The 21,515-nt window shown below is 43.3% G+C and carries 20 protein-coding genes; 9 read left to right on the top strand and 11 right to left on the bottom strand.

Annotated features, from left to right (window positions below; all coding sequences use genetic code 11):
- Window positions 1–321 precede the first annotated feature (321 nt).
- From pstA to F6K46_RS03870, 3 genes are all read left to right on the top strand, one after another.
- Window positions 322–1,284 carry a phosphate ABC transporter permease PstA gene (gene pstA / locus F6K46_RS03880; RefSeq protein WP_293052473.1) on the top strand — a complete coding sequence of 321 codons (963 nt, stop codon included), beginning with the start codon at window positions 322–324 and terminating at the stop codon, window positions 1,282–1,284.
- Window positions 1,278–2,078, top strand: coding sequence for a phosphate ABC transporter ATP-binding protein PstB (gene pstB / locus F6K46_RS03875; protein WP_293052470.1), 801 nt, complete (start codon window positions 1,278–1,280; stop codon window positions 2,076–2,078). Before pstA ends, pstB begins: the two co-directional genes overlap by 7 nt.
- Before the next feature lie 379 nt (window positions 2,079–2,457).
- Window positions 2,458–3,360 (top strand): ATP-grasp domain-containing protein, encoded by a 903-nt coding sequence (locus F6K46_RS03870; protein WP_293052467.1) that lies wholly within the window; start codon window positions 2,458–2,460, stop codon window positions 3,358–3,360.
- Between the two features lie 35 nt (window positions 3,361–3,395).
- Here the strand turns inward: F6K46_RS03870 and F6K46_RS03865 are convergent, their stop codons facing one another.
- Complete coding sequence (locus F6K46_RS03865; protein ID WP_293052464.1) at window positions 3,396–3,551, bottom strand: hypothetical protein; 156 nt, start codon at window positions 3,549–3,551, stop codon at window positions 3,396–3,398.
- A 76-nt stretch (window positions 3,552–3,627) separates the two neighbouring features.
- Here F6K46_RS03865 and F6K46_RS03860 point away from each other — a divergent pair, with 76 nt between their 5' ends.
- A complete protein-coding gene (locus tag F6K46_RS03860; RefSeq protein ID WP_293052461.1) occupies window positions 3,628–5,040 on the top strand; it encodes an aspartate aminotransferase family protein in 1,413 nt (470 codons plus the stop codon).
- A gap of 328 nt (window positions 5,041–5,368) precedes the next feature.
- Here F6K46_RS03860 and F6K46_RS03855 read toward each other — a convergent pair whose 3' ends face one another.
- The 3 genes from F6K46_RS03855 to F6K46_RS03845 form a co-directional block, all read right to left on the bottom strand.
- A complete protein-coding gene (locus F6K46_RS03855; RefSeq protein ID WP_293052458.1) occupies window positions 5,369–7,744 on the bottom strand; it encodes a PhoX family phosphatase in 2,376 nt (791 codons plus the stop codon).
- 579 nt (window positions 7,745–8,323) lie between these two features.
- A complete protein-coding gene (locus F6K46_RS03850) occupies window positions 8,324–8,779 on the bottom strand; it encodes a hypothetical protein (RefSeq protein ID WP_293052455.1) in 456 nt (151 codons plus the stop codon).
- Between the two features lie 225 nt (window positions 8,780–9,004).
- Window positions 9,005–9,682, bottom strand: a complete 678-nt coding sequence (locus F6K46_RS03845) for a hypothetical protein (RefSeq protein WP_293052452.1) — start codon at window positions 9,680–9,682, stop codon at window positions 9,005–9,007.
- A 599-nt stretch (window positions 9,683–10,281) separates the two neighbouring features.
- Here F6K46_RS03845 and F6K46_RS03840 point away from each other — a divergent pair.
- The 3 genes from F6K46_RS03840 (at window position 10,282) to F6K46_RS03830 (ending at window position 14,179) form a co-directional block, all read left to right on the top strand.
- Window positions 10,282–11,544: an RNA-guided endonuclease TnpB family protein gene (locus F6K46_RS03840; protein WP_070394792.1), complete on the top strand. Its 1,263-nt coding sequence runs from the start codon at window positions 10,282–10,284 to the stop codon at window positions 11,542–11,544.
- A gap of 94 nt (window positions 11,545–11,638) precedes the next feature.
- Entirely contained in the window at window positions 11,639–12,838 is a 1,200-nt protein-coding gene (locus F6K46_RS03835; RefSeq protein WP_293021044.1) for an AI-2E family transporter, read from the top strand.
- Between the two features lie 141 nt (window positions 12,839–12,979).
- A complete protein-coding gene (locus F6K46_RS03830) occupies window positions 12,980–14,179 on the top strand; it encodes a homocysteine biosynthesis protein (RefSeq protein ID WP_293052447.1) in 1,200 nt (399 codons plus the stop codon).
- A 104-nt stretch (window positions 14,180–14,283) separates the two neighbouring features.
- Here the strand turns inward: F6K46_RS03830 and F6K46_RS03825 are convergent, their stop codons facing one another.
- From F6K46_RS03825 to F6K46_RS03815, 3 genes are all read right to left on the bottom strand, one after another.
- On the bottom strand, window positions 14,284–15,039 hold the full coding sequence (locus F6K46_RS03825) for a cysteine dioxygenase family protein (protein ID WP_293052444.1): 756 nt from the start codon (window positions 15,037–15,039) through the stop codon (window positions 14,284–14,286).
- A 544-nt stretch (window positions 15,040–15,583) separates the two neighbouring features.
- The gene (locus F6K46_RS03820) at window positions 15,584–16,150 is read right to left on the bottom strand and encodes a GNAT family N-acetyltransferase (protein ID WP_293021050.1); all 567 of its coding nucleotides are present in this window, start codon (window positions 16,148–16,150) and stop codon (window positions 15,584–15,586) included.
- A 92-nt stretch (window positions 16,151–16,242) separates the two neighbouring features.
- Window positions 16,243–17,259, bottom strand: a complete 1,017-nt coding sequence (locus F6K46_RS03815) for a hypothetical protein (protein ID WP_293052441.1) — start codon at window positions 17,257–17,259, stop codon at window positions 16,243–16,245.
- Here F6K46_RS03815 and F6K46_RS03810 point away from each other — a divergent pair.
- The gene (locus F6K46_RS03810) at window positions 17,243–17,458 is read left to right on the top strand and encodes a hypothetical protein (RefSeq protein ID WP_293052438.1); all 216 of its coding nucleotides are present in this window, start codon (window positions 17,243–17,245) and stop codon (window positions 17,456–17,458) included. The genes F6K46_RS03815 and F6K46_RS03810 overlap by 17 nt on opposite strands.
- A 34-nt stretch (window positions 17,459–17,492) precedes the next feature.
- Here the strand turns inward: F6K46_RS03810 and F6K46_RS03805 are convergent, their stop codons facing one another.
- The 4 genes from F6K46_RS03805 to F6K46_RS03790 form a co-directional block, all read right to left on the bottom strand.
- On the bottom strand, window positions 17,493–18,476 hold the full coding sequence (locus F6K46_RS03805; RefSeq protein ID WP_293052435.1) for a DMT family transporter: 984 nt from the start codon (window positions 18,474–18,476) through the stop codon (window positions 17,493–17,495).
- 235 nt (window positions 18,477–18,711) lie between these two features.
- Entirely contained in the window at window positions 18,712–19,485 is a 774-nt protein-coding gene (locus F6K46_RS03800) for a hypothetical protein (protein ID WP_293052432.1), read from the bottom strand.
- Between the two features lie 2 nt (window positions 19,486–19,487).
- A complete protein-coding gene (locus tag F6K46_RS03795; protein WP_293052430.1) occupies window positions 19,488–20,531 on the bottom strand; it encodes a Rieske 2Fe-2S domain-containing protein in 1,044 nt (347 codons plus the stop codon).
- A gap of 84 nt (window positions 20,532–20,615) precedes the next feature.
- On the bottom strand, window positions 20,616–21,134 hold the full coding sequence (locus tag F6K46_RS03790) for a hypothetical protein (protein WP_293052428.1): 519 nt from the start codon (window positions 21,132–21,134) through the stop codon (window positions 20,616–20,618).
- A gap of 39 nt (window positions 21,135–21,173) precedes the next feature.
- Here F6K46_RS03790 and F6K46_RS03785 point away from each other — a divergent pair, with 39 nt between their 5' ends.
- A complete protein-coding gene (locus F6K46_RS03785) occupies window positions 21,174–21,437 on the top strand; it encodes a hypothetical protein (RefSeq protein WP_158517476.1) in 264 nt (87 codons plus the stop codon).
- The last annotated feature ends 78 nt before the right edge of the window (window positions 21,438–21,515 follow it).

Raw genomic sequence — 21,515 nt, 5'->3', positions numbered from 1 at the left:
AGGAATTTCCGAAGGGGGGTAGGGATAAAATTGAATGTGCCTTATAAGTATTAAAAATGCTATTCTACTTATTAGTAATAAGTCGTTATTATTTGGTTAATTAAAAATTAAAAAGTGTTAATTTAAAAGTATTACTTGGCGTTTGCCAGATTCATACAAGCGTTTTTCATAACTATCAGGTAAACAAGATTTTTTACCTGTTACCAGATCCGGTGTTCCCTGCTCCCTGCTCCCTGCTCCCTGCTCCCTGCTCCCTGCTCCCTGCTCCCTAAAACCCAGAACTTTGTACCTTACCCAATTAAAACCGCTATAAGATTATAAATGTCACAGGAACAATTACTTACAATTCGAGAAGATATAAATCGCCGTAAGCTTATTAATCAGATTTTTGCCATCGTTGGTTTGGTAGTTATTCTGGTGGCTATATTTATCTTGCTGGCGTTAATAGTCCATATGGTAAGTTCAGGAATATCCCGGATTTCACCAGAGTTTTTTACATCGTTTCCTAGTCGTAGAGCAGAAAAAGCGGGGATTATGTCCGCCTGGGTAGGCACTAGTCTGATTATGTTAGTGACTGCCTTAGCTGCGGTACCCATTGGTGTAGCTTCAGGAATTTATTTAGAAGAATATTCCCGAAAAAACTTGCTAGCGGATTTCATTGAAATTAATGTCACGAATTTGGCAGGAGTTCCCTCCATTGTCTATGGTTTATTAGCCTTGGGGTTATTCGTCTATGAGTTGAATTTAGGTCGAAGCATTCTCTCAGCAGGTTTGACCTTAGCCTTGTTAATTCTGCCAGTGGTGATTGTCACCACACGAGAGGCACTGCGGGCAATTCCTAATCATCTCCGGGAGGCTGCTTATGCCCTTGGAGCCAGTAAGTGGCAAATGATTTGGGATCATGTTTTGCCCTATTCCTTTGGTAGTATTCTCACAGGCGTAATCATTGGTTTATCTCGGGCAATTGGGGAAACTGCTCCTGTGGTTACCATTGGTGCTCTAGTATTTATTCGCTTTTTGCCAGATTCTCCATTAAACAGCGAATTTCCCTATATTCCCTTTCAGGGTGAATTTCCCTATCTAAACTTACAGCAGCTGTTTGCATGGCTTCAGTCTGAATTCACAGTTATGCCGATTCAGATGTTTACCTGGGTATCTAGACCTGAACGGGCATTTGAGGCAAATGCAGCTGCAGCCGGTACAGTGTTAATTGCTATGACTCTGGCTATGAATGGTATTGCTATTTATCTACGCTATCGCTTCCGTAAAGGTCTAAAATGGTAGAACAAATATCTGATAAATTATCCGACTCAAGCATTAGTAACGCCAAAGCTGAGGTGGATAACCTCAGTTTTTACTATGGTTCATTTCAGGCGCTTAAAAGTATTAGTTTAGTGGTGCCGGAAAAACAAGTAACCGCACTAATTGGACCATCAGGGTGTGGTAAAACCACGTTACTGCGATGCTTCAATCGTATGCATGACCTTTATCCTGGTAATCGCTACGAGGGAGCAATCTGGCTCGACTCCGATGTCAACATTTTAGGTAAGAAAATTGACCCGATAGAAGTGCGGATGCGGATTAGCATGGTATTTCAAAAGCCTAATCCTTTCCCCAAATCAATTTATGACAATGTTGCCTATGGGTTGCGAGTGCGGGGTGAAAATAGACGTCGTCTGATTGAAGACAAAATGGAGAAAGCCTTGCGGGGAGCGGCCTTGTGGGATGAAGTGAAAGACCGGCTCTATGACTCAGCCTATAACCTATCTGGAGGTCAACAGCAACGTCTTTGTATTGCCCGGGCTTTAGTGGCTGACCCAGAGATTATTTTATTCGATGAACCAACCTCTGCCCTTGACCCCATTGCTACTTCCAGCATTGAAGAATTAATCACTGAGCTGAAGAAACAGGTCACAATTTTGATTGTGACTCACAGTATGCAACAGGCAGCAAGAATATCAGACTATACCGCGTTTATGTACTTGGGGGCAATGATGGAGTTTGGGGAGACTAGGCAAATCTTTGAACGACCCGCGAACTCACAGACAGAAGCTTATATTAGTGGACGCATTGGCTAGAACCTCAGCAGAAGCTGGTAAGGGGATATGCGATTAGCCCGAAGGGCTACGCTACGCGATGAAGCGTTTCGGCAAAGCCGACGCTACGCGAACGCAAAGCGTGGCCAAAGGCCTCAGCTTCCGCGCTTATGCGATCGCATATCCTAAACCCTTGCCAAACATACTGCTTTCATCAAATAAAAATTGCTATAATTTTGGCGTTGCTGAATCAAGGAATGAATGCGCAATCATCTGGTTTTGATCAAGCCCCCTAAATCCCCCAATTTTGGGGGACTTTGAAAGTCTTGTTCCCCCCAAAATTGGGGGGCTAGGGGGGCAAAACCATACCCATAATCAGCAAAGCCATAATTTTTATTTGATGCCCAGTTTGAGGTAAACCTTGAAAACTGTTGCTGTCTTTTTTGAGGAAGCAGGCACCTTTGCCTACCCATTTACTAAAAAAAAGTACATACGACACATTGCCCAACTTGGTGAAGCAATAGAAGCCTGTGGTGCCAATTTTCGTGTTGTTCGTCACCAATCTTCCTATCTAGGGTCAGGACAATTTTCCCAGAGTTGGGAATTACGAGATGGACAAGTGATTGAAACCGGTCCTGTCAAAGCTGATGTCATTTTCGATAAAGGATTGTTTATCTCTGATGGAACTATCCCAGTTCTTAACTGTCAGGAAATTAACGAAATTTGCACCAACAAATATAAAACCTTTCAGCTGTTCAGTGACTATTCTCCCCAAACCTATCTTGTTAACAGCCAAGATGAGTTTTTTGATGCACTAAGTAGTATACCAGGGCAATATAAAGTTGTCAAGCCAGTAGATGGTCTTGAAGCTAGAAATGTCCACATTGGAGACGATGAGTTCTTAAAGAAGCAGGATTGCCCCTATCCCTTCTTAGTGCAAGAGTTTCTCGATTCACGCTCAGGTATACCCGGTATTGTCAATGGTGTTCATGACTTTCGTGTAGCACTCCTCAACGGGGAAATTATTCACTCTATAGTACGTACTCCAGCTTCAGGAAAATTAGTAGCATCCGTGACTGAAGGAGGCGAGATGCGTGTTGTAGAAATAGAACTCATCCCTAGCAGTGTATTAGATCTAGTCGAACAAATTGAAAAACATATGGTACAGTACGGTAACCGGTTTTATGGCATTGATCTTGCCCTAGTTAACGGTCAACCGAAAATCATCGAGCTTAATTCTCGTGTTAGCATTTGGGACAATCAACAACATGAAGTATTCGCTAGCACGAAGAGGAAACTTGCCGAGGTTTTAGTAGCACTTTGATAGTTGATATAGCAGTTATATAGCAATTCTCATAGTTATGAGGTATACAATTTATGGATTTTAGGGAACAGGGAACAGGGAACAGGGAACAGGGAAATCAGAAGAGGGAAGAGGGAATAGGGAAGAGGAAAGAGGGAATAGGGAAGAGGGAATAGGGAATAGCGATGCCCTGCATCAAGACAGGGAATCAACGTCCAAGAATACTGTACCTCATAACTGCGATAAACGCTATAAATTCCACAAAATAATTATACCAAATAATAAATTATGATCGAGTTGGAAAAAATAATCAACTTAACTGTTGATAAACTCCTTAACTATTTGCAGGAAAATCAAAATACTGACACCAAGGTAATAGATTACAAAAGCCCTCAAACCCTTAAGGAAAAACTCGATTTAAGCTTACCGGAAAACGGAGTTCCCTTAGCGGATTTAATTCCGATTATTGAATCGTACCTCGACCACAGCGTGCGGACTAGTAGCCACAAATTTTTCAACCAGCTTTGGGGTGGATTTGAGATAACTGGATTATTAGCAGAAATGGTAACTAGTACTGCTAATACTTCTATGTATACCTATGAAGTTGCTCCAGTAGCCACGCTGATCGAGATTAAATTGATTGAGGCTCTCAACGACTTGATCGGTTTTCCTCAAGGTGAGGGGTTGATGGTGACAGGAGGCAGTAATGCTAATCTGATCGCCATGCTTTGTGCGCGACACAAACTTCTACCCGAAGCCAAAAACAAGGGATTGGGAAATCACCAGCTAGTAGCATTCATCTCCGATCAGGCTCACTATTCCTTTTTCAAAGCCGCAAATTTGTTGGGCATGGGCATAGACAATGTAGTCAAAGTCAAATCCGATCACGATCAGCGCATGTGCCCGCAACAATTAGACGCTGCTATTCAACAAAGCCTAAGGGAAGGAAAAACACCTTTTTTTGTTACAGCTACTGCGGGCACTACCGTTGCCGGTGCATTCGATCCGTTGCCCTCAATTGCAGAAATTACCAGCAAATATGGACTCTGGCTACATGTGGATGGGTCTTGGGGTGCTCCGGTTTTGTTCAGCAACCAGCACAAGCACCTGTTGCAAGGTAGCTCCTTAGCAGATTCTTTTACTTGGGATGCTCACAAACTCATGGGCGTGCCCTTGATTTGTTCAGCTATTCTAGTCAAACAACCAGGGACTTTATTGGAGGCTTGTTCTAGTCAAGGTACTCACTATATCTTCCACGATGATGAAGATAGTGCCTATAATCTCGGAACTATGTCCTTGCAGTGTGGGCGGAAAGTAGATGCCCTTAAGCTGTGGCTAGCCTGGAAATACTACGGCAAAAACGGTTATGAAGCAAGGGTTGACCGCTTATTTGAACTCGCTAGCTACGCGGCGGACTATATTCGCAATTGTGATAATTTAGAATTGATAGTTCAACCAACATTTTTGAATATCTGTTTTCGCTATAATCCCAGGAATAACAGTCTGTCTAATCATGGTTTAGATCGGCTGAATCTGGAGATACGTGAGCAATTAATGCGCTCTGGTCAAGCATTAGTCAATTACTCTCAGTATCAAGAACAAATTGTAATTCGCTTCATTCTCACCAACCCAGACATTAACGAAGCATATCTAGATAGCTTTTTTGCTAACTTTATCAAAATTGGTGATAGTTTATTATAGGGTTTATTGCATTTATTAGGTACGCTTATAAACTTCAAAGTCCCCCTTGATAAGGGGGATTTAGGGGGATCGCTTTGCACCTCATGGGAGAGATAATTGCTATATAGGGTAGTCGTTTCAGCCGATTCACATTAATAGTTGATAATAACAGGTACGGAAGAGCCATAACAACAAAAAGAGAAAGCTGACGAATCTATAAAGCGATGGCCTTTGATCCACGCTACACGAACGCCAGTCTCTAAATTGTAAAGGTGTGAAAATAAGCGATAGAATCGCAAAGATAAAATATCTTATCTCATCTTGCTGTCTTGCCTAAACAAACATTAATCTAAACAAGGCTTTCACCGGACTTGCGACGAATACCAATTACAGAAGGACGGGGTGGTCCAGAGGGATTTCCATCACCACCATCAGCCTTAGGTAAGCTACTAGGCCAGTTACTGCCAAGAGGTACAGTCCGGCTCTGAGTAAACAGAGTTCCATCCAAGTTCAGGATTTCAATGTCTCGTTGCAGAGGTGCCTGACCTGCACCAATGGGTACACTTTCTCCAGGATGCTGTACTGCAACAATTAGAGTATCACCAATAAAGGTTGGACCAGTTATTTCGCAACGCACTGGACCATACGCAAAGGGAATGACTTCCCCAGCATTAGGCCCACTAGTGGGAATATAGAACACCCAGTTGTTACCATAGACCCCAACCAAAGAACTAGTAGCACCAGTGTCGGTGTGGTCGATGGTGCGTTCTCCTGGCTCAGCACCAGTTTTGAAACCGTTGTGCTGGCTAGTAGACATATCCGTGACACCCCAGACATTAGCTTTGGTATCGAAGGCTAAGTTATCTACATTAGCAAAACCAGCGCCATCGTCTGCTCCAGCTTCTCCAGATTCCACGAATCGAGTCCAGCGGAAGCTAGTACCAGCACCATCAGCGCTGTTTTCAATAATCTTGTAAATCCCACCAGAAGGCTGCTTAGCATCAACATCAGCGTTGAGTTTAGCAGTTTGGAAGATCCGGGAATCGGGATAGCCATCTCCACCAGCAATATGGTCGGTATAGGCAATGAATACCGCTTTAGTCCGGGGATGGACTTCTAGATCCTCAGGGCGGGATGAGGGAGTACCACCAACTAGATTAGCTGCCAGGAAAGAATCAGCTAAAACAGCACCTTGGCTAGTGTAGAAATCTGCCAGGGTTTTCTTTTTATAACCAGCCAGGGCAGTTGCTTCATTAGTGAGGTCTACCACCAACGAGCCACCATCCTCGGTAGCACCAGCAATACCAGCACGCTGTGGTAAACGCACGCGACCATCTCGTTGTGCCTCACCTAAAGCAGCTAGTTCAACAGAAGCCAGTTCAGAGGGAGCATTGGGATTGGTAGGAGTACTCAATTCCAATGGTATCCACTCACCTGTGCCATTGGAATTGAATTTAGCAACGTAGAGAGTACCTTCTTCAAATAACTTACTGTTATCTTTATCACTGAGGCCCCGCAGTTTGCGCTTACTCACATACTTCCAGGTGTGACCACCCCGGCGGTCATCTCCCATGTAAGCAACTAACTTCTTACCAGCCTCAGTGCGGAAAGTAATATTTTCGTGACGGAAGCGTCCCAAAGCAGTGTGCTTCTTGACACGAACACCAGGGTTAACTGGATCAATCTCTACCATCCAGCCGTACTTTTCACCGACCAGACCGAATAAAGAGCCAGTGGTACCTTCGGTGTAGCCAGTCTGTGTGCCATTAGCTAGCACTCCTTCAGTAACACCATTGAAGAAGGTGGCACTAGCCTGGAAATTTTCTTCAGCAGTCAAAATGGTACCCCAAGGGGTAGTGCCACCGGAACAGTTGTAAGCAGTACCGATAATCTTGTTCCCTAAGCCATCTGAACTGAGAGAGAACACCTCAGTTGCTGCTGGTCCTGTTCCAACCAGGTAGTTTTGATCCCCTTGCTGATGGCTTCTAGAACCCCAAGAGGTAACAGTCTTGAACTCATCACTCCGCTGAGCATTGATTCCTAAACCAGAAAGACCGTGAATGCGACGGTTCTTGGAGTCACTCTTAACAACTAGGAAACGTTCACCGGAACCATTGCGACGGATGCGAACAATAGAACCTCCTTGGTTGTAGAAAAACTCTCCTAGCAGTTCTATATCATTCACATTAGACGGTAGAGGATAGCCAATCACCGTCTCAAAGCTAGTGGGTAATCCAGCTAAGCTGCTGGAAGTACCAGGAGCTAGGTCAGAAAATGGAAAAGAAACGTATTCGTGATTGACCCAAAGATAGCCATCGTTAGAGCTTCTACCTACGGGAACAAAGCCAGTGTAGTCGTTGTTATAGCCGAAATAATCGTCTGGATTAGGGAAAACGCGATCGCCCCATTTGACAATTACATACCGTTCGTACTCCGGCGGTACTACTACATCATCAATGACGGTGTAGCTAGCCAGACTGATCTCAGAACTTGGTTCAAGAACTTTGCTTTGGTTAATGCCTGTGGGTAAGGCACTTTTTTGAGTTTGATAAATCGGCAAGGGATGGGGTAAACGCACCGGGGTAATACCCAGAGTACTGGTAGCTGCATTGGCAACACTATAGTCACCACCCAACAGTTTTTGGCCTATCTGAGGAGCCAACACAGTAGCTGCAGTACTCGCCCCAAAGAAAACTAACAGTTTTCTGCGAGTTAGCTTAGACATTCTAGTATCTCTTTATCTCTCTACAAGAATCAGCGGAATCACAAAGTTTGAGCACCATTACTACCAGAGCTAGCTAAAAATAATCTTCAAAAGGCTATAACAAATTCAGCCATGATGCTAATAATTTTCTAGCTATGCTGGAGTAGAAAACCAGCCCAAGCGTGAGAACACCTCTGTTTGAAAGCATGAGTAGTGATCCAAGGTTATTAAACCCTGATATTTGTCTACTTTTTGATACCCGGGTGTCCCTCATATGGCTCGAATTGATTACTAAAAAATAATTGCGTTTGTAAACGCTTGTACTAGTTTTTAGCTACTGATTAGATATATCTTTTTAAGGTTAAGAGCGGTTAACTGGATGGTTAAACATGTCTTAACTTTACACTTTTTTTGACTTGAGATTAAGATTTACCATACCTTAACTATTTGTTGGTTAATTCTTAACCTGTCAAATTCAATTGTGAAATTAATTAACTAAAAATGAACGATGAACACTGATACAGCTAAGGTTAACTGTTGTTTGTCTTTTAGTTTAACTAGTTAATTAATCTAGTTCATTAAAGTCTTTAATTAATCTAGTTAATCATCTCGAAAGCCTGGGTCATCCTCTAATGAAGCGTCAAGTGATACTGAAGATTTAGGTGGATTTGAAGGAGCTAGAGATGAATCAGAGCCTCTGAAGCCCAATAGCATTTCAGAATTGATAAAATAACTCGCCCATCGCTGGATTATGGGGAATTGTTTCCACTGAGAGCGAGAAACTTTTGTCATCATCAAGGGGACTACTTGACCATTGCGTTCCCCTAAAATCATCATAGAAATGCTGGTAATATCAGGATTTTCGGTAAATTCCTGATTTATTTGATTTTGAGCCAAATTTTCTGTCTGCTGAATTAGGCGTTCAAATGATTGACTGATATCAGAGTTAAGGATGAAGTGGTATTCCTTAATTTCAGCTGAGGCCGTTGGAATCTGTGTGACTAAACTACTGAATACCAAGATAGTACTCCAGATAAGGCGGCGATAAAGATCCATTAACTTGGCTATCCTGACGACCTGGTTACTAAATCTATAATGTTAATAGCTAAAAATTAAGGTAACAGTAAGTTTTGGTTAAAAATAAATTATCAAGGATGTTCGCCCTTGGCATTGGGTGTAGGATACGATGAATGATGTTCGCCTAATAGCTTTACCGTCGGGTAGGATGAATTATTAATTATCAAGGATGAAGGGTGAAGGGTTCATCCTTCATCCTTCAAATTAGCGATTGTCAAGGTTAAGGACTAAATCAGACTTCAAGGTTACATCTAAATCTGTGTCAGGGTCGATGACAACTACTTCTACGTCTTCCTGACCTCCTGCAAGAAGAAGTTCTGTAACCAAACCGAGTCCAGCACCAGCTAAAACTTCCCAAAACTCAAGCTTACCAAAGATTTCAGAGAGTACAGCCCCAGCAGCTGCACCAATAGCAGCACCTTTGAGCAAATCGGGATCAGTGTTTTTGGTAATAGTTTCAGTTTTGGTGACAACCTCGGAGGTGGCATCAAGGGACAAGGATTGATCACTATCCCTGAGAATCAACTCTTCGGCGACAAACTGAGAACCTCCTTGAACTGGACGCACTTCCCCTTCAATCTCACTACCTGCTGGAATTAGGAGGGTTCCTGAAAAGGAGACTACATCTCTAGCTACGATCACCGTTATCGGTAGAGTTTCATTACGAGTGACAATAACTCTCTTGGCGTCGTCGGATTCAACTGGTATTAAAGTCCCAGCAGGAATGATGACTTGGGTAAATTGAGCCAACTGTGGCTCGATGTAGAATCTAGACTGGGCATTAGCTTGAGTCGCTATCAACATTGGTAACGCCACAGTTGAAGTGATCCCCAATGCTGTGAGTAGAGCGATTCTGCACTGCCAACGATGGGAAATAAACATTAAATATATGTTCCTTGAGGATGAGTACAAGCGATTAATTAGACTAAAAAGAGCATAGTTATGTTTCCCAAGGTGAGCATGAACTATGGGAGCATGAAAGCAACCGTACGCTAATTCATCAAAATTCACCGGCAGCATAGCCCACCTACACCCACCCGACCTGGAAAGCTGCTTGTCACCCCATCACCCCATCACCCCCATCTTCTGCTCCCGGAGCGTTCGCGTAGCGTAGCCCTTCGGGCTAATCGCATCATGTCTGTTTTAAAACCTAATTTAAAACCTAAAATCTGTAGGATTGAGGTAATATAAGCTTTTTGAGCCCCATCCTTCAACTCCAAGGGGACTCCGATTATACCCAAAGGGTTAGCGGGATTTGTTCGCGTTCGCCTTTGGCGTGGCCTACGGCCAAGGGTCGCCTTTGGCGATAGTTACCGTAAGACAGTTGAGCTTTATTTCATATAACTTAAACTTATAACTCACAGACTGTCGCGCCTATCGCTCAACTGTCTAAGGTTTCGTCTCTGGGGAATTGGAGACCGAGTTTGTTGCGCATCCTACATATTTTCGCTAGAATATCTATGAATATAGCGGAAAGGTCGATGCTAACTCAAGTTAATAACCTTCGTTTAGACAAAAAACAGATCTTAGCTCTCAGACAAATGTGTCATTTGAGCAAGAACATGTTCAACGTAGGTTTATACAATGTCCGTCAGTATTTCTTTCAGGAACGCAAACATCTGCGGTATGAAAGTAATTATTACCACTCTAAAGATAATGAGAACTACAAATTACTGCCAACGGATATTGCTCAACAAACCCTAAAAATTGTCGATAGATCCTTTAAATCTTTCTTTGGTTTACTGAAGCTAAAAGCCAAGGTCGGTTACCAAGAAAAAGTAAGACTTCCGAATTACTTACCAAAGGATGGACATTTTCTTCTGGTTATCCCAGTGAGAAAACGTGACTGGGGTAAGCTCCCCGGAAAAAACTGGTTGTTTACTGTTCCTATGTCTCGTAAATTTAAAAAGGAGTACGGAGCAGTTCAGTTTACTGTACCAGAGAGACTAAGATCTAAAACTGTCAAAGAGATACGCATACTGCCTAAGTATAAAGCCAAATATTTTGACGTTTGTTATTGCTATGAGGATGAACCTGAGACAAAAATAGAAAAAAACAGTGAAATCTTGGGCATTGACTTAGGTCTTGATAATTTTGCTACATGTGTTAGTACCACTCAAAAGTCATTTATTGTTAACGGAAAAAAGATTAAGTCTGACAATCAATTTTACAATAAACGCAATGCCAAACTTCAATCTATTAAAGACTTACAAGGCATCAAAACTTTGACCAATCGACAAGCCAGATTGTTAAGGAAGCGAAATCACAAAATCAGAGATTTCACTAACAAAGCAGCCAGGTATGTTGTAAATTGGTGTAGGGAAAACAAGATCAGTAAGATTGTTATCGGATACAACCCTGACCTAAAACAAAGGGTCAATATGGGCAAGCGAAACAATCAAAAATTCACCCAGATTCCGATTTATACGTTTAAGGACAAGCTGGAAAGCCTCTGTCAACGGTATGGGATTGAACTAGCTGAACAAGAAGAATCCTACACTAGTAAAGCGTCTAGTCTGGATAAAGATGAATTACCCGTCTGGAATGCTGATAACCCAAAAAAGTACACCTTCAGCGGAAAAAGAGTAAAGCGTGGATTATATCAAACCAGTAAAGGTTGGTTGATAAACGCTGATTGCAACGGAGCACTGAATATAATCCGCAAACACACAAGTAAGCCTAATGATTTTATCGGAGGGTTTAGAGGCTGTTTGGCTCAGCCGTTAAGAGTTTCATGCTCTTAAGAATCCCCCGCTATAATCGCAGGATGAGCGCGGTGGGAGTGTCAAAGAACTAGAATTACCTGTGGCACCGCTATAGCTACTGCGAGGTTTCACCATGAGTCTAGGCACATGGATTGGTCTACTTGCCTTTATCCTTTCGTTATACATCCTGTGGCAAATCCGTAAAGTACTGCTGCTGATATTTACTGCTGTGGTACTTGCCAATGCCTTAAATATCTTGGTGGAAAAATTCCGCCGGGTTGGCATCAAACGGCTTTTTGCTGTGCTGCTGTCAATTCTTCTGATGGTTGCTCTAACGGTAGGGTTTTACTGGCTAATTGTTCCACCGTTTGCCGACCAAGTGCTAGAGCTGATTGATCAGGTTCCTAGGGGTATAGAAAAATTAGGTCAGTGGTTGGATGTGTTGTCAGCGCGTCTTCCCCCAGATCTGATTACTTTCCCCGAGATCCAATTAGATTTAGATCAGCTAATTCAACAGCTACAACCGTTACTTAATCAGTTATTGGGTGGTGGATTCTCCATTGCCTTTAACTCTTTGGCTGTCGTAGCCCAAGTTTTGCTGGTATTAGTTTTGACTATAATGCTACTGGCTGACCCCAAGGCTTATCGTCAAAGCTTTATACGACTTTTCCCGTCTTTCTATCGCCGTCGAGTTGATCAAATTTTGACTCTATGTGATCACTCTTTACGGGGGTGGTTAGTAGGCATTCTCGTTAACATTGCTGCCATTTCTGGCTTAAGTTTTGTGGGTTTGGTCATCCTACAAGTGGAACTGGCACTGGCACAGGCGGCTTTGGCAGGTATCTTGACATTTATCCCCAATATTGGCCCTGGATTGAGTGTAGTCCCACCAATTGCGATCGCTCTACTAGATGCACCCTGGAAAGCGATCGCTGTTTTAATTCTCTACATCATTATTCAGCAGGTGGAAAGTAATTTGCTAACTCCCCTGGTCATGAAGCAACAGGTATCCCTGCTACCAGCAGTAACCCTTTTGGCTCAGGTATTTTTCGCGACATTCTTTGGTTTTTTAGGTTTACTGTTAGCTTTACCATTAACCGTAGTTGCTCAGGTTTGGCTAAAAGAAGTTTTAATTAAAGATATCCTCGATCAATGGAAAACTAGTCCGATATCAATCAGAGATACCCAGACCTCTACAGAAACCGTTGCGATCGCATCACCAAATCCTGATTTAGCCAGCCCAACTACATCAAAGGATTCCCAGGATAGCACTGAATCGGACAATCACCCCAAATCCGACAAATCATATCAAATCGAGAAGGAGGAAGAGTAAGCCTTCATAAGCCTTGAGCCGTTACAATCCAAGCTATGGATTTTCACAACTGCCTATGATCACGCTCCCCTGACGGAGGTGAGCTAGGATACCACTGGCAAGTGATATTTTGGAAAACCTTTCTCCCCATTCCCAATCCCTATGCGAACCATTGCTCAAATTAATGACAAAATCGAGGGTAACTGTGCCGTAGTGTGGACAGTCGAAGAATTAAAAGCACGGGTGGCAGAAATCGGTGTGACTCAGGCGGCGAAAGAAGTAGACATCATTACTACCGGTACCTTTGAGCAGATGGAGTCTTCCGGAGCAATCATGAATTTGGGACATACTGACCCACCCGTGAAAATACGGAAATGTTGGTTAGATGGAGTTCCAGCTTACACTGGCTTCGGAGCAGTGGATTTGTTTTTGGGAGCAACCCAAGTTGTTGACTACCCAGATAACCGTGAGATTCCAGATATGGACGAACATAGGCAAAGGGGTGGTGGTCATGTCATTGAAGACCTGATTGCTGGGAAACCCGTCCACCTGCAAGCCCTCGGACAGGTGACAGATTGTTATCCCAGAGGCTCCTTTGAGACCACGATCACTAAGGATAGGATTAATCAGTTTTACTTATTCAATCCCCGCAATCTGTATCAAAACTTCATAGTAGGGGTGAATGGAGGCGATCGCCCCTTGTATACTTATCTGGGTTTGCTGCAGCCCAAACTCTCCAATGCAGTTTACTCTAACCCAGGAGCAATCTCACCCCTAATCAATGACCCGGAACTTAAGCTAGTAGGTATTGGCACGCGGATTTTTATGGGTGGAGGTATTGGCTATATTGCTTGGGAAGGGACCCAACACTTCCCACTGCAAAAACGCCTTCCCAATCAGACACCTATAGGACCAGCAGCAACTCTAGCTTTAATTGGAGATGCCAAGCAAATGAATCCCAAATGGGTACGGGGTTGTTACTTTAAAAATTATGGCCCCTCTCTGATGCTGGGTGTGGGCGTACCAATGCCAGTACTGAATGAAGAAGTAGTGCAACGTTGTGCTGTACAAGATCAAGACATTGTTGCACCAGTGGTAGATTTTGCCATTCCTAGACGGGTGCGTCCAACCTTTGGGTTAGTCAGCTACGCTCAGCTGAAGTCTGGTCGGATTACTATTGATGGTAAATTAGTCCGTGTAGCTCCTCTTGCGAGTATTTTCCTCTCCCGGCAAGTTGCTATGGAATTAAAGCAATGGATTGAGAGTGGCAAATTTACCCTAACTGAACCAGTAGCACCAATTCCAATGGACCGCTCATTTCTACCTCAAGACCTATGGGGTTCTCAAATTAGTTTGGATTGATTTATTCATTGGTCATTTTAAAATTGAAAACTGAAAATTGAAAAGTAATAATTAGCAATTAATAATTAGCAATTATCAATTAGCAATTACCAATTATCTTTAGCTTACTTGAGCTGTGACATTTGCTCGTCTAACACAGCTAATTTTGAGCGCAGTAGAGGATTGTCCTGTACTGCAAGGATTCGACAAATGCGATCGCGCATTTTTTCGTGGTGTCTTAGGGTAGTCTCAGTGTCTGCTTGTAAGCCGTAGTGGCGCTCTTTAATTTGTGTCTCTGGCAAGCAGAAGAACACCCCTCCATCAGTTCGTTGAATGCTGCCTTCAAGCAGGTCAAAGATTCGTGCGTTGCTAGTGATCGAGCCCTTGGGGTTTTCGCACCCGTATACATGAAGGCTAAAAAAGCAGGATTCTCCGGGGTTGCCCATCTGGTGAATCATATCGTCAGCTACTGCTTTTACCTCTTCTGACCTAAAGTCCAACCGCTTCAGGGTTTGTAGCACTCCATCTGTTAAGGTATACACGTAGTGTTCCGCCTCGCCAAAGCACTGTACTGCTCCCCATTGGGCTACGCCGTGGTCATGAATCGTGCTGTAGTCTCCTGGAGCCCAAGACATCACCATAATTTCAAAGGAATCGCACTCGTACAGTAGCTTTCGACCGTAGCTTTCGGTGATGGGATGATCAAAGTCAGCCCATCTAATCAAGTCTTCCGGTGAGATGCGTGCATCCAAAATGCACTGACGAGCAATTTTCGGTACCAATACCGACTGACTTTCGATATTACTAATTAAGCGCTGGATACTCTCGGGAAGACTTTGGTCGGATACAGAAGTCGAGTTTGCCTGAATAATCTGAATCATTTTTCCATCCTCTAATTTTTGAAAAAACTTGATTCCTATGAAAATGGAGACTTAAAAATTGAAAATTGACAAAATCGGATTAACCATCCTAGAATGGATTAACCGAACTTGATAGTATTACTAGGTGAAGAAATGGTGTTAGGGTAATGGTGTTAGAGTTTACTATTCAAAGCCTAATCCCTAATACTTAATCCCTCATGCCTAGATTTACCTAACTAATAATTACTCACTGGTTGACTTTACTGTATAAACCTTAAAGCTCTAGGCTGAGAGAAAGCTGATAAATTCCTCACTATCCTCTGAAAAAGATTGAGAAATATCTCAGCTTATTTTTATTTAGGACACATGATGATTATTCCTCATATCATCAAAGATTTCTTCAAGCTATAGCAAGCCCCATTGAAACGAGAAAGAAATCCCTGCACCTCTTCGACCTCCTTCCCATCTTCCCATCTCCCCACATCTTCCCATCTTCCCATCCGTTAAATCCGCTCGAACTATCGGTTGCAAGCTCCTCCCATGTTCAAAAATAAAACACAGAGTGTTATAATTCAGGACGGTAAGGTAGGATATGGGACAAAACAAGCTGCATAATAACCATGTCGTGCCAGCGTCCCTTGAAAAACCCAATTTCTTTTTGAACACCTACAACCTCAAATCCAAATCGCTTGTGAAAATCAATACTCCCTTGATTGCAGGCAAGAATTTTAGCAACGACATGATGATAGCAAAACCCCTCAACTTTCTTGAGCAATGCTGTTTGTAAAATACTGCCGTAACCCTTACCAGTTTCCGCTAAAGAAAAATAAATCGACATCTCGCAGCAAACACGGTAGCCTAAGCGAGGGCTATAGCGCTTGATGACACCCCACCCAATAACACAGCTTTCTCGTTCTGCAACCAGTATGGTTTCGCGATCGCCAAACTTATTCGCGAGTACTTTCATGTCCTCAGCGGTATAAAATTGGCAATCCATCGTACTGTTGCCTGCAGCGATAGACTCGTTATAAATAGATGCAATTGCTTGAAAATCAGTATTTTTATATTGCCTTACCAGAATGTTGGGAGGCTCTGGTAAATCTGCACAGAAATTCTCTTTTTTAGTTGACATTTTTCTGCACTTATTTTTTTTGCCCTAATTATTTCCTCGCTCTCAATTATAATTTAGAGAACTAAACACTCCTAATCTTCAACCAAACACAACTATAGCTTTTTTCTCGGCTTTCGAGAAAACTCAATCATCCAGGTGAACAATCGCTCCATTATCGATTGGTTAGTTAACAGTTCTAATCTAGCAAAGCCACCAATATTTCCTCCATTGATTTCGCTAATGCACCAGTTACCCTCATCATTCATCAAAAAGTCATATCCCAAGGTATGTATACCCCGACAGCGATAGTGTTCAAAGGTGGCGTCAATTGCTTCTTTTTCTTCAGAGCTGATATCTGATAAAAAACATTCTCCATCTACGCTGACATTATGCACCCAATGACCACTTTTCGAGCGGCGGATATAGGCACCGTAAATTTCACCATCTACCACAACAATCCGCTTGTCTCCCGCATCAACTCGCTGCAAGTATTGCACAAATTGTAGTGGTTTGCCTGTGGAACCTTTCAGATAATTCATCACCTCAGAAAAGTGAGTAAACTCCCTGGTACCTGCAAAGGGATTATCCACTAGGAAATGACCCTTGTCATACCAAATTTTAAAAACTCCTCGACCACCACAACTATTATATCGCTTAGCCACAATAACTTGGTGCTTTTCAAAAAAAGTCAATGCTTCCATCCAGCTATCGGTTACTACCATGTCTGGGGTAAATTTACTCGCTACCTTGAGGAGGAATTCTTGCTGAATTTGCTCATGAATTCCCGTAGGACTATTGACAAATTTTACAAAAGGCTCCCACAATCGTAGTCTATCTAGATATCCTTCAGGAAAAGGCTTTAAGGTGCGACAAAATACCAAGTCAAACTCCTCTAGCGATCGCCAATCCCGGACTTGTGAATCTAATTCGAGAAAGGTAGTGTAAGGTAGTATTCCCTTCACCGGAGCTACTTGAATCGATTCAGTATTTGCTCCTTGGTTGAAGACGCCCTCCGTAGGGATGTGGAAGAATTCAAATCGTTCGTCTACCGCTAGCCGTTGGTAAAAGATGGGTATGTCCAGTAACGGACTAGAGTATCGAGAAGGATTGCAAATGGAAAGTAATTTCATCTTACATTACTTCTTATATTACTTCTTACTTTCATTAAATTACAAGCTGATTAAACTATACCGATTGCTAACTCTTTTCTACTCCTTTGATGGCAATTATCATACTGATGAGGTACACCGATTTTTGTCCCACTCCCTACTCCCTACTCCCTACTCCCTACTCCCTACTCCCTACTCCCTACTCCCTACCCACTCCTAGTAACTACCTCACTGAATTGATAACTGCTATCTACTTACATAGAAGATGCAGAACTTTCTCCTCTAGCTGCAATTTCCTGTGTTGGTTGGGGCTGTTGTTTACTAAAGTTAGTGATCGAGACTCCAATCATGATCACAATAAATGCTATTACTTGCATCAGTGAAGGGCGTTCTCCATTGAGAATTAGCGCATAAACTATCCCAAATACGGGGGATAATACAGTCCACTTACCTACCGTCTTCGAGTCTAACTTTTCCAGGGCAGCGTACCAGAGAAATTGGGTAATCACGATGATAATTAGCGCATAGATACTCATCACCATCCAAAGCTGACCTGAAAAGACATCTCCAAAATGAGACGGGCCAAATAAATAACTAGCGATCGAGAAAAATATTACAGCTGATATAAAGTTACGGCTGAAGACAATTACCGACAAACTGTTGTGTTTAGAAAGGGTCAACTTGCCGATAATCGAAGTAACTGCATACAAAAACGTTGATGCCAGGATTAAAAGGTCTCCCTGATTGATTTGATAATTACTGCTTGTGAAAACAATAGCAACAATACCGACGCCAATCAGAGAAAAGCCAATCCATTCCCATTTCAGAATACGCTTGCCAAAGAAAATTGCTCCTGCCAGAGCATAGAGCACCGGACCAAATCGCCCCAATAAGACCGCATTGGTGACAGTAGTGTGTTGTAGTCCCAGGAAAATCAGTGCAGACAGTAAGGCTGCTAAACAACCATTAATAAACAGTCCCAGAAGCAGCTTTACATTCAACTTTCTGAGTTCATTTAGAATAGGAATCGCTCCAAAAAAAGCCACCACTGCCAAAGACGCACAGAGATTGCCAACAAACAGAACGTTACAAAACGATATTGGTGTTTCCTTCCCGCCACTGAGCATACTAGCGTTGGCAATTAGGAAAGCAATCACCGAGGGTCGCAATGCTGCCAGGGCCCGGGAGACAACTAGCAGCAATTTGGGATTAAGGTTATTGATACTATTGGCAATCATTTCCGTTATTGAGGAAGAGTGGTGTATCCTTTCCTAGAGAAGCATTAGTCCAGTAATCAGAGCAATGGGTAAATCAATGACTAGGTAACACCTAAAAGGGGGGGATAGGAATACCTAAATCTATCCTTTTCTGTTAATACATATATCAGATCATTTGTCAAATTCTCTACAAGCGTGGGGAATCGGAGGAGTGTGAGTAATTCCGTTACCCATCGATTGCCCATCATCCCCAGGTTTACTGAGTCACCAGCTCATAACTTTCCGGGTCAGCTTTGAGAACAAACATATCCCCATATTGAACTACTTCCCCAGTGATCCGGATAGGGTCAGCTACCTTGTCCAAAATCCGGGAGTTAACTGCCTGGTTTTGCCGATCTACTAGGAGCAGATAAATATTATCCCTCTGCTGATTGTGTACTAAGAACACTGGAGGAACGCCACCACTAATGCAGCGAATGGCACAGGAGCGATGGGTTTTAGTTTGTCCTGGTTTCATCACCCCGGGGTAGCATTTACTGTCTAAAATCTCTCCTAAGAGGGAGAACTCACCCAGAGATTTACCCGCATCCGGTTTCACTGCTCCCGAAGGAGGGTCAATTGCCTCTGCAGAGCGAGCTGCTATCACCGTAAGGTTGTTGCGATAAACTGGACTACCGGTTAGCTTGACCCATTTTCCCACTTGATCCAAGACGCTGGACTTGGGTGAGGTTTTTCCCGGACCCGTGAGCAAGTAGCGAGAGTAGGGGGCTTGGGAGGAGGTATCCCCTGGACGGGGTACCAGCAAGTGAGGAACAGGTTGTCCTAACAGCAACCCTTCAAACTCTTGAGCCTTATTGACCTTTCCAGAATTAAACTGCTCATGAATTAAAGGGAAAACAGCCCCTAGAATCAGAATCACCAGGGCTAGCACGGGAATCAATATCAACAGAAACCGTTTGATAGCGGTAGGCACCTTACCATAACCGATATAAAATTCATCGGTGTTTTGACCTTGGCTGTTGGTACTCACGTCTATTCCTCCATGGCGATTACAGCAGGGCTAACGCTAGTACCAGGAAGGTTCGGTATAGTTTTCACCAAAATGCGATCGCCCTCTAATTTAATATCAAACGTCGGGATTTTTTCCGTAAAGGGTGGCGGGGAAGCACCTTTTTCTGGCAGATACTGGTAGCCGTGCCATGGACAGGTGATGCAGCCATCCACAATTTTTCCCTCCCCTAGAGGGCCATTCTGATGCTGACAGACGTTGGAAACAGCAGAAATCTTACCGTCATACTTAAAAATTGCCACCCGCTCGCCCCCGAGAGTGACTATCTTAGCTCGCTTTTCCGGGATTTCTGCGATGCTGCCCGCATCCACAAATTCTTCGTTTCCTGTAACAAGGTCCTGATTATCCTGCCCGAACTCCCGAATCCCTGCTGCCAAATGCACTCCCACAATCCACACTAGTCCAACACCAACAGCAAGGGTCAGAACTGGATGGGTGTTAGTTTGCAGTGCTCCGAGCAGGACATGACCTGTCAGTAGTGCGTAGGCAAGATAAACGCTCATATGTAAACCTTTCCAAACCGGAGCGGTTAGGTTAGCCAGCCAGAAATCGTGGCTAGTGGCTGCCATTAGGAACAAGATCACCAGGGGAACAAATCCCAAAACCTGGAAGGGAAAGCGAATAAAGGTAAGATAGTTAGTATTGCTCAGAAACAGACTAACCAAAGGTTCGAGATTGCCGAAGTCGTGGTACCATTGCAGGCCAAACCGGGTGTGCTGGAGAGCCAAGAAGAACATCGTAACCCCCATATGACGCCGATTGTAGAGGAGGGGATAGAATTTTGGACTCAGGCGAGTTAGCGGACCAATGGATAAGATGACGTGCAACAGGATGAAAGCAGCTGAGCCAAAAGCGCGAATCCTGACTCCCCTGATTTCAATGTTGCTATCGAACCACTGGGTAACATTGATGAAAAGTACAATATAAAGGGCAACTAGGCTCAGAAGGATAGCATCGTAAATAAACTTCTGGCGGTTCCACAGAACAGCTTTATAGGCAACACTCATTGTTTTACTAAAGGTTAATTGCTATTGCTCATTAGTGATTAGTAATTAGTAACTATCAGTAAACCTTCATTTATTTACTAAGCACTAATAACGATAAACTCTAGTCATTTTAGCTGGCAATGGTAGAGCTGCAATCAGCTTCTGTTGCCCCTGGCTGTATATCAGCAAATGTCCCGCTTTGCCTCGCACACTGGCAGGAAGCAAAAATTGTTTAGGAGATAACCCTGCCAGATTGCCTAGCAGTATAGAGCGATCGCTAATTTCTGTGGGGGCTTCCTTAGTAGCTTCCCAATACAGCAAGGGGTCAGGAACTTGGAGCAAAGAAAGAGACTTAAGTTCCATCACCAGTTTGCCTTGGTAATTGACAAAGGTTTCAACATGAAACCAAAATGTTCCATCCTTAACTTTAGTTGAGCCAATTTCCTTTCTGGCTTGGGGTTGGGTTTGTGTCACGAACCCTGCCTGTGTAAATAAGTTATTGGTAGCTACATCCACTGGTTCGTAACTAGGACGCAGTAAAATCCCTGCTAAGAAGCACACTGGTAGGACAACTGCTAGTACCACAAAGGAATAAAAGTGAGTTTTACGGCGAGCGAGAATCATGGCATTTCCCTTTCAGGTCAGTCGTTTGGCCGATATACGGTGAGCATTGCGTTCACTCGGAAGAGTTTTGCCTCTCAACAGGCGAGTGGCAAACATCGGCCAGAAGGCAGTCACACCGGGAATGATCATAATGCGAAAGCCGATCGCCCATCCATGGACATTGGGATCAACCCGTTGCACCCCAAAGATGACGAAAGGAACCGCAAAAATCAAACCAGCGACCAGGTAGAGGCGGAACAGTTTTATGATCCACTCGACAATAGCAATGGTGAGGCTTTCCATTTTTCTACTCTTGAGGAGTGATGGATATGATTCAGTTTATCCCAAGCTATGACAATGGGTATCTGTTTCTTCTTTAAGATTAGGTAATACTGGAGAATC

This window comes from Moorena sp. SIO3E8, assembly GCF_010692445.1.
In the GTDB taxonomy this organism is placed as follows: domain Bacteria; phylum Cyanobacteriota; class Cyanobacteriia; order Cyanobacteriales; family Coleofasciculaceae; genus Moorena; species Moorena bouillonii.
This window is presented reverse-complemented; position numbering and strand designations above follow the sequence as displayed.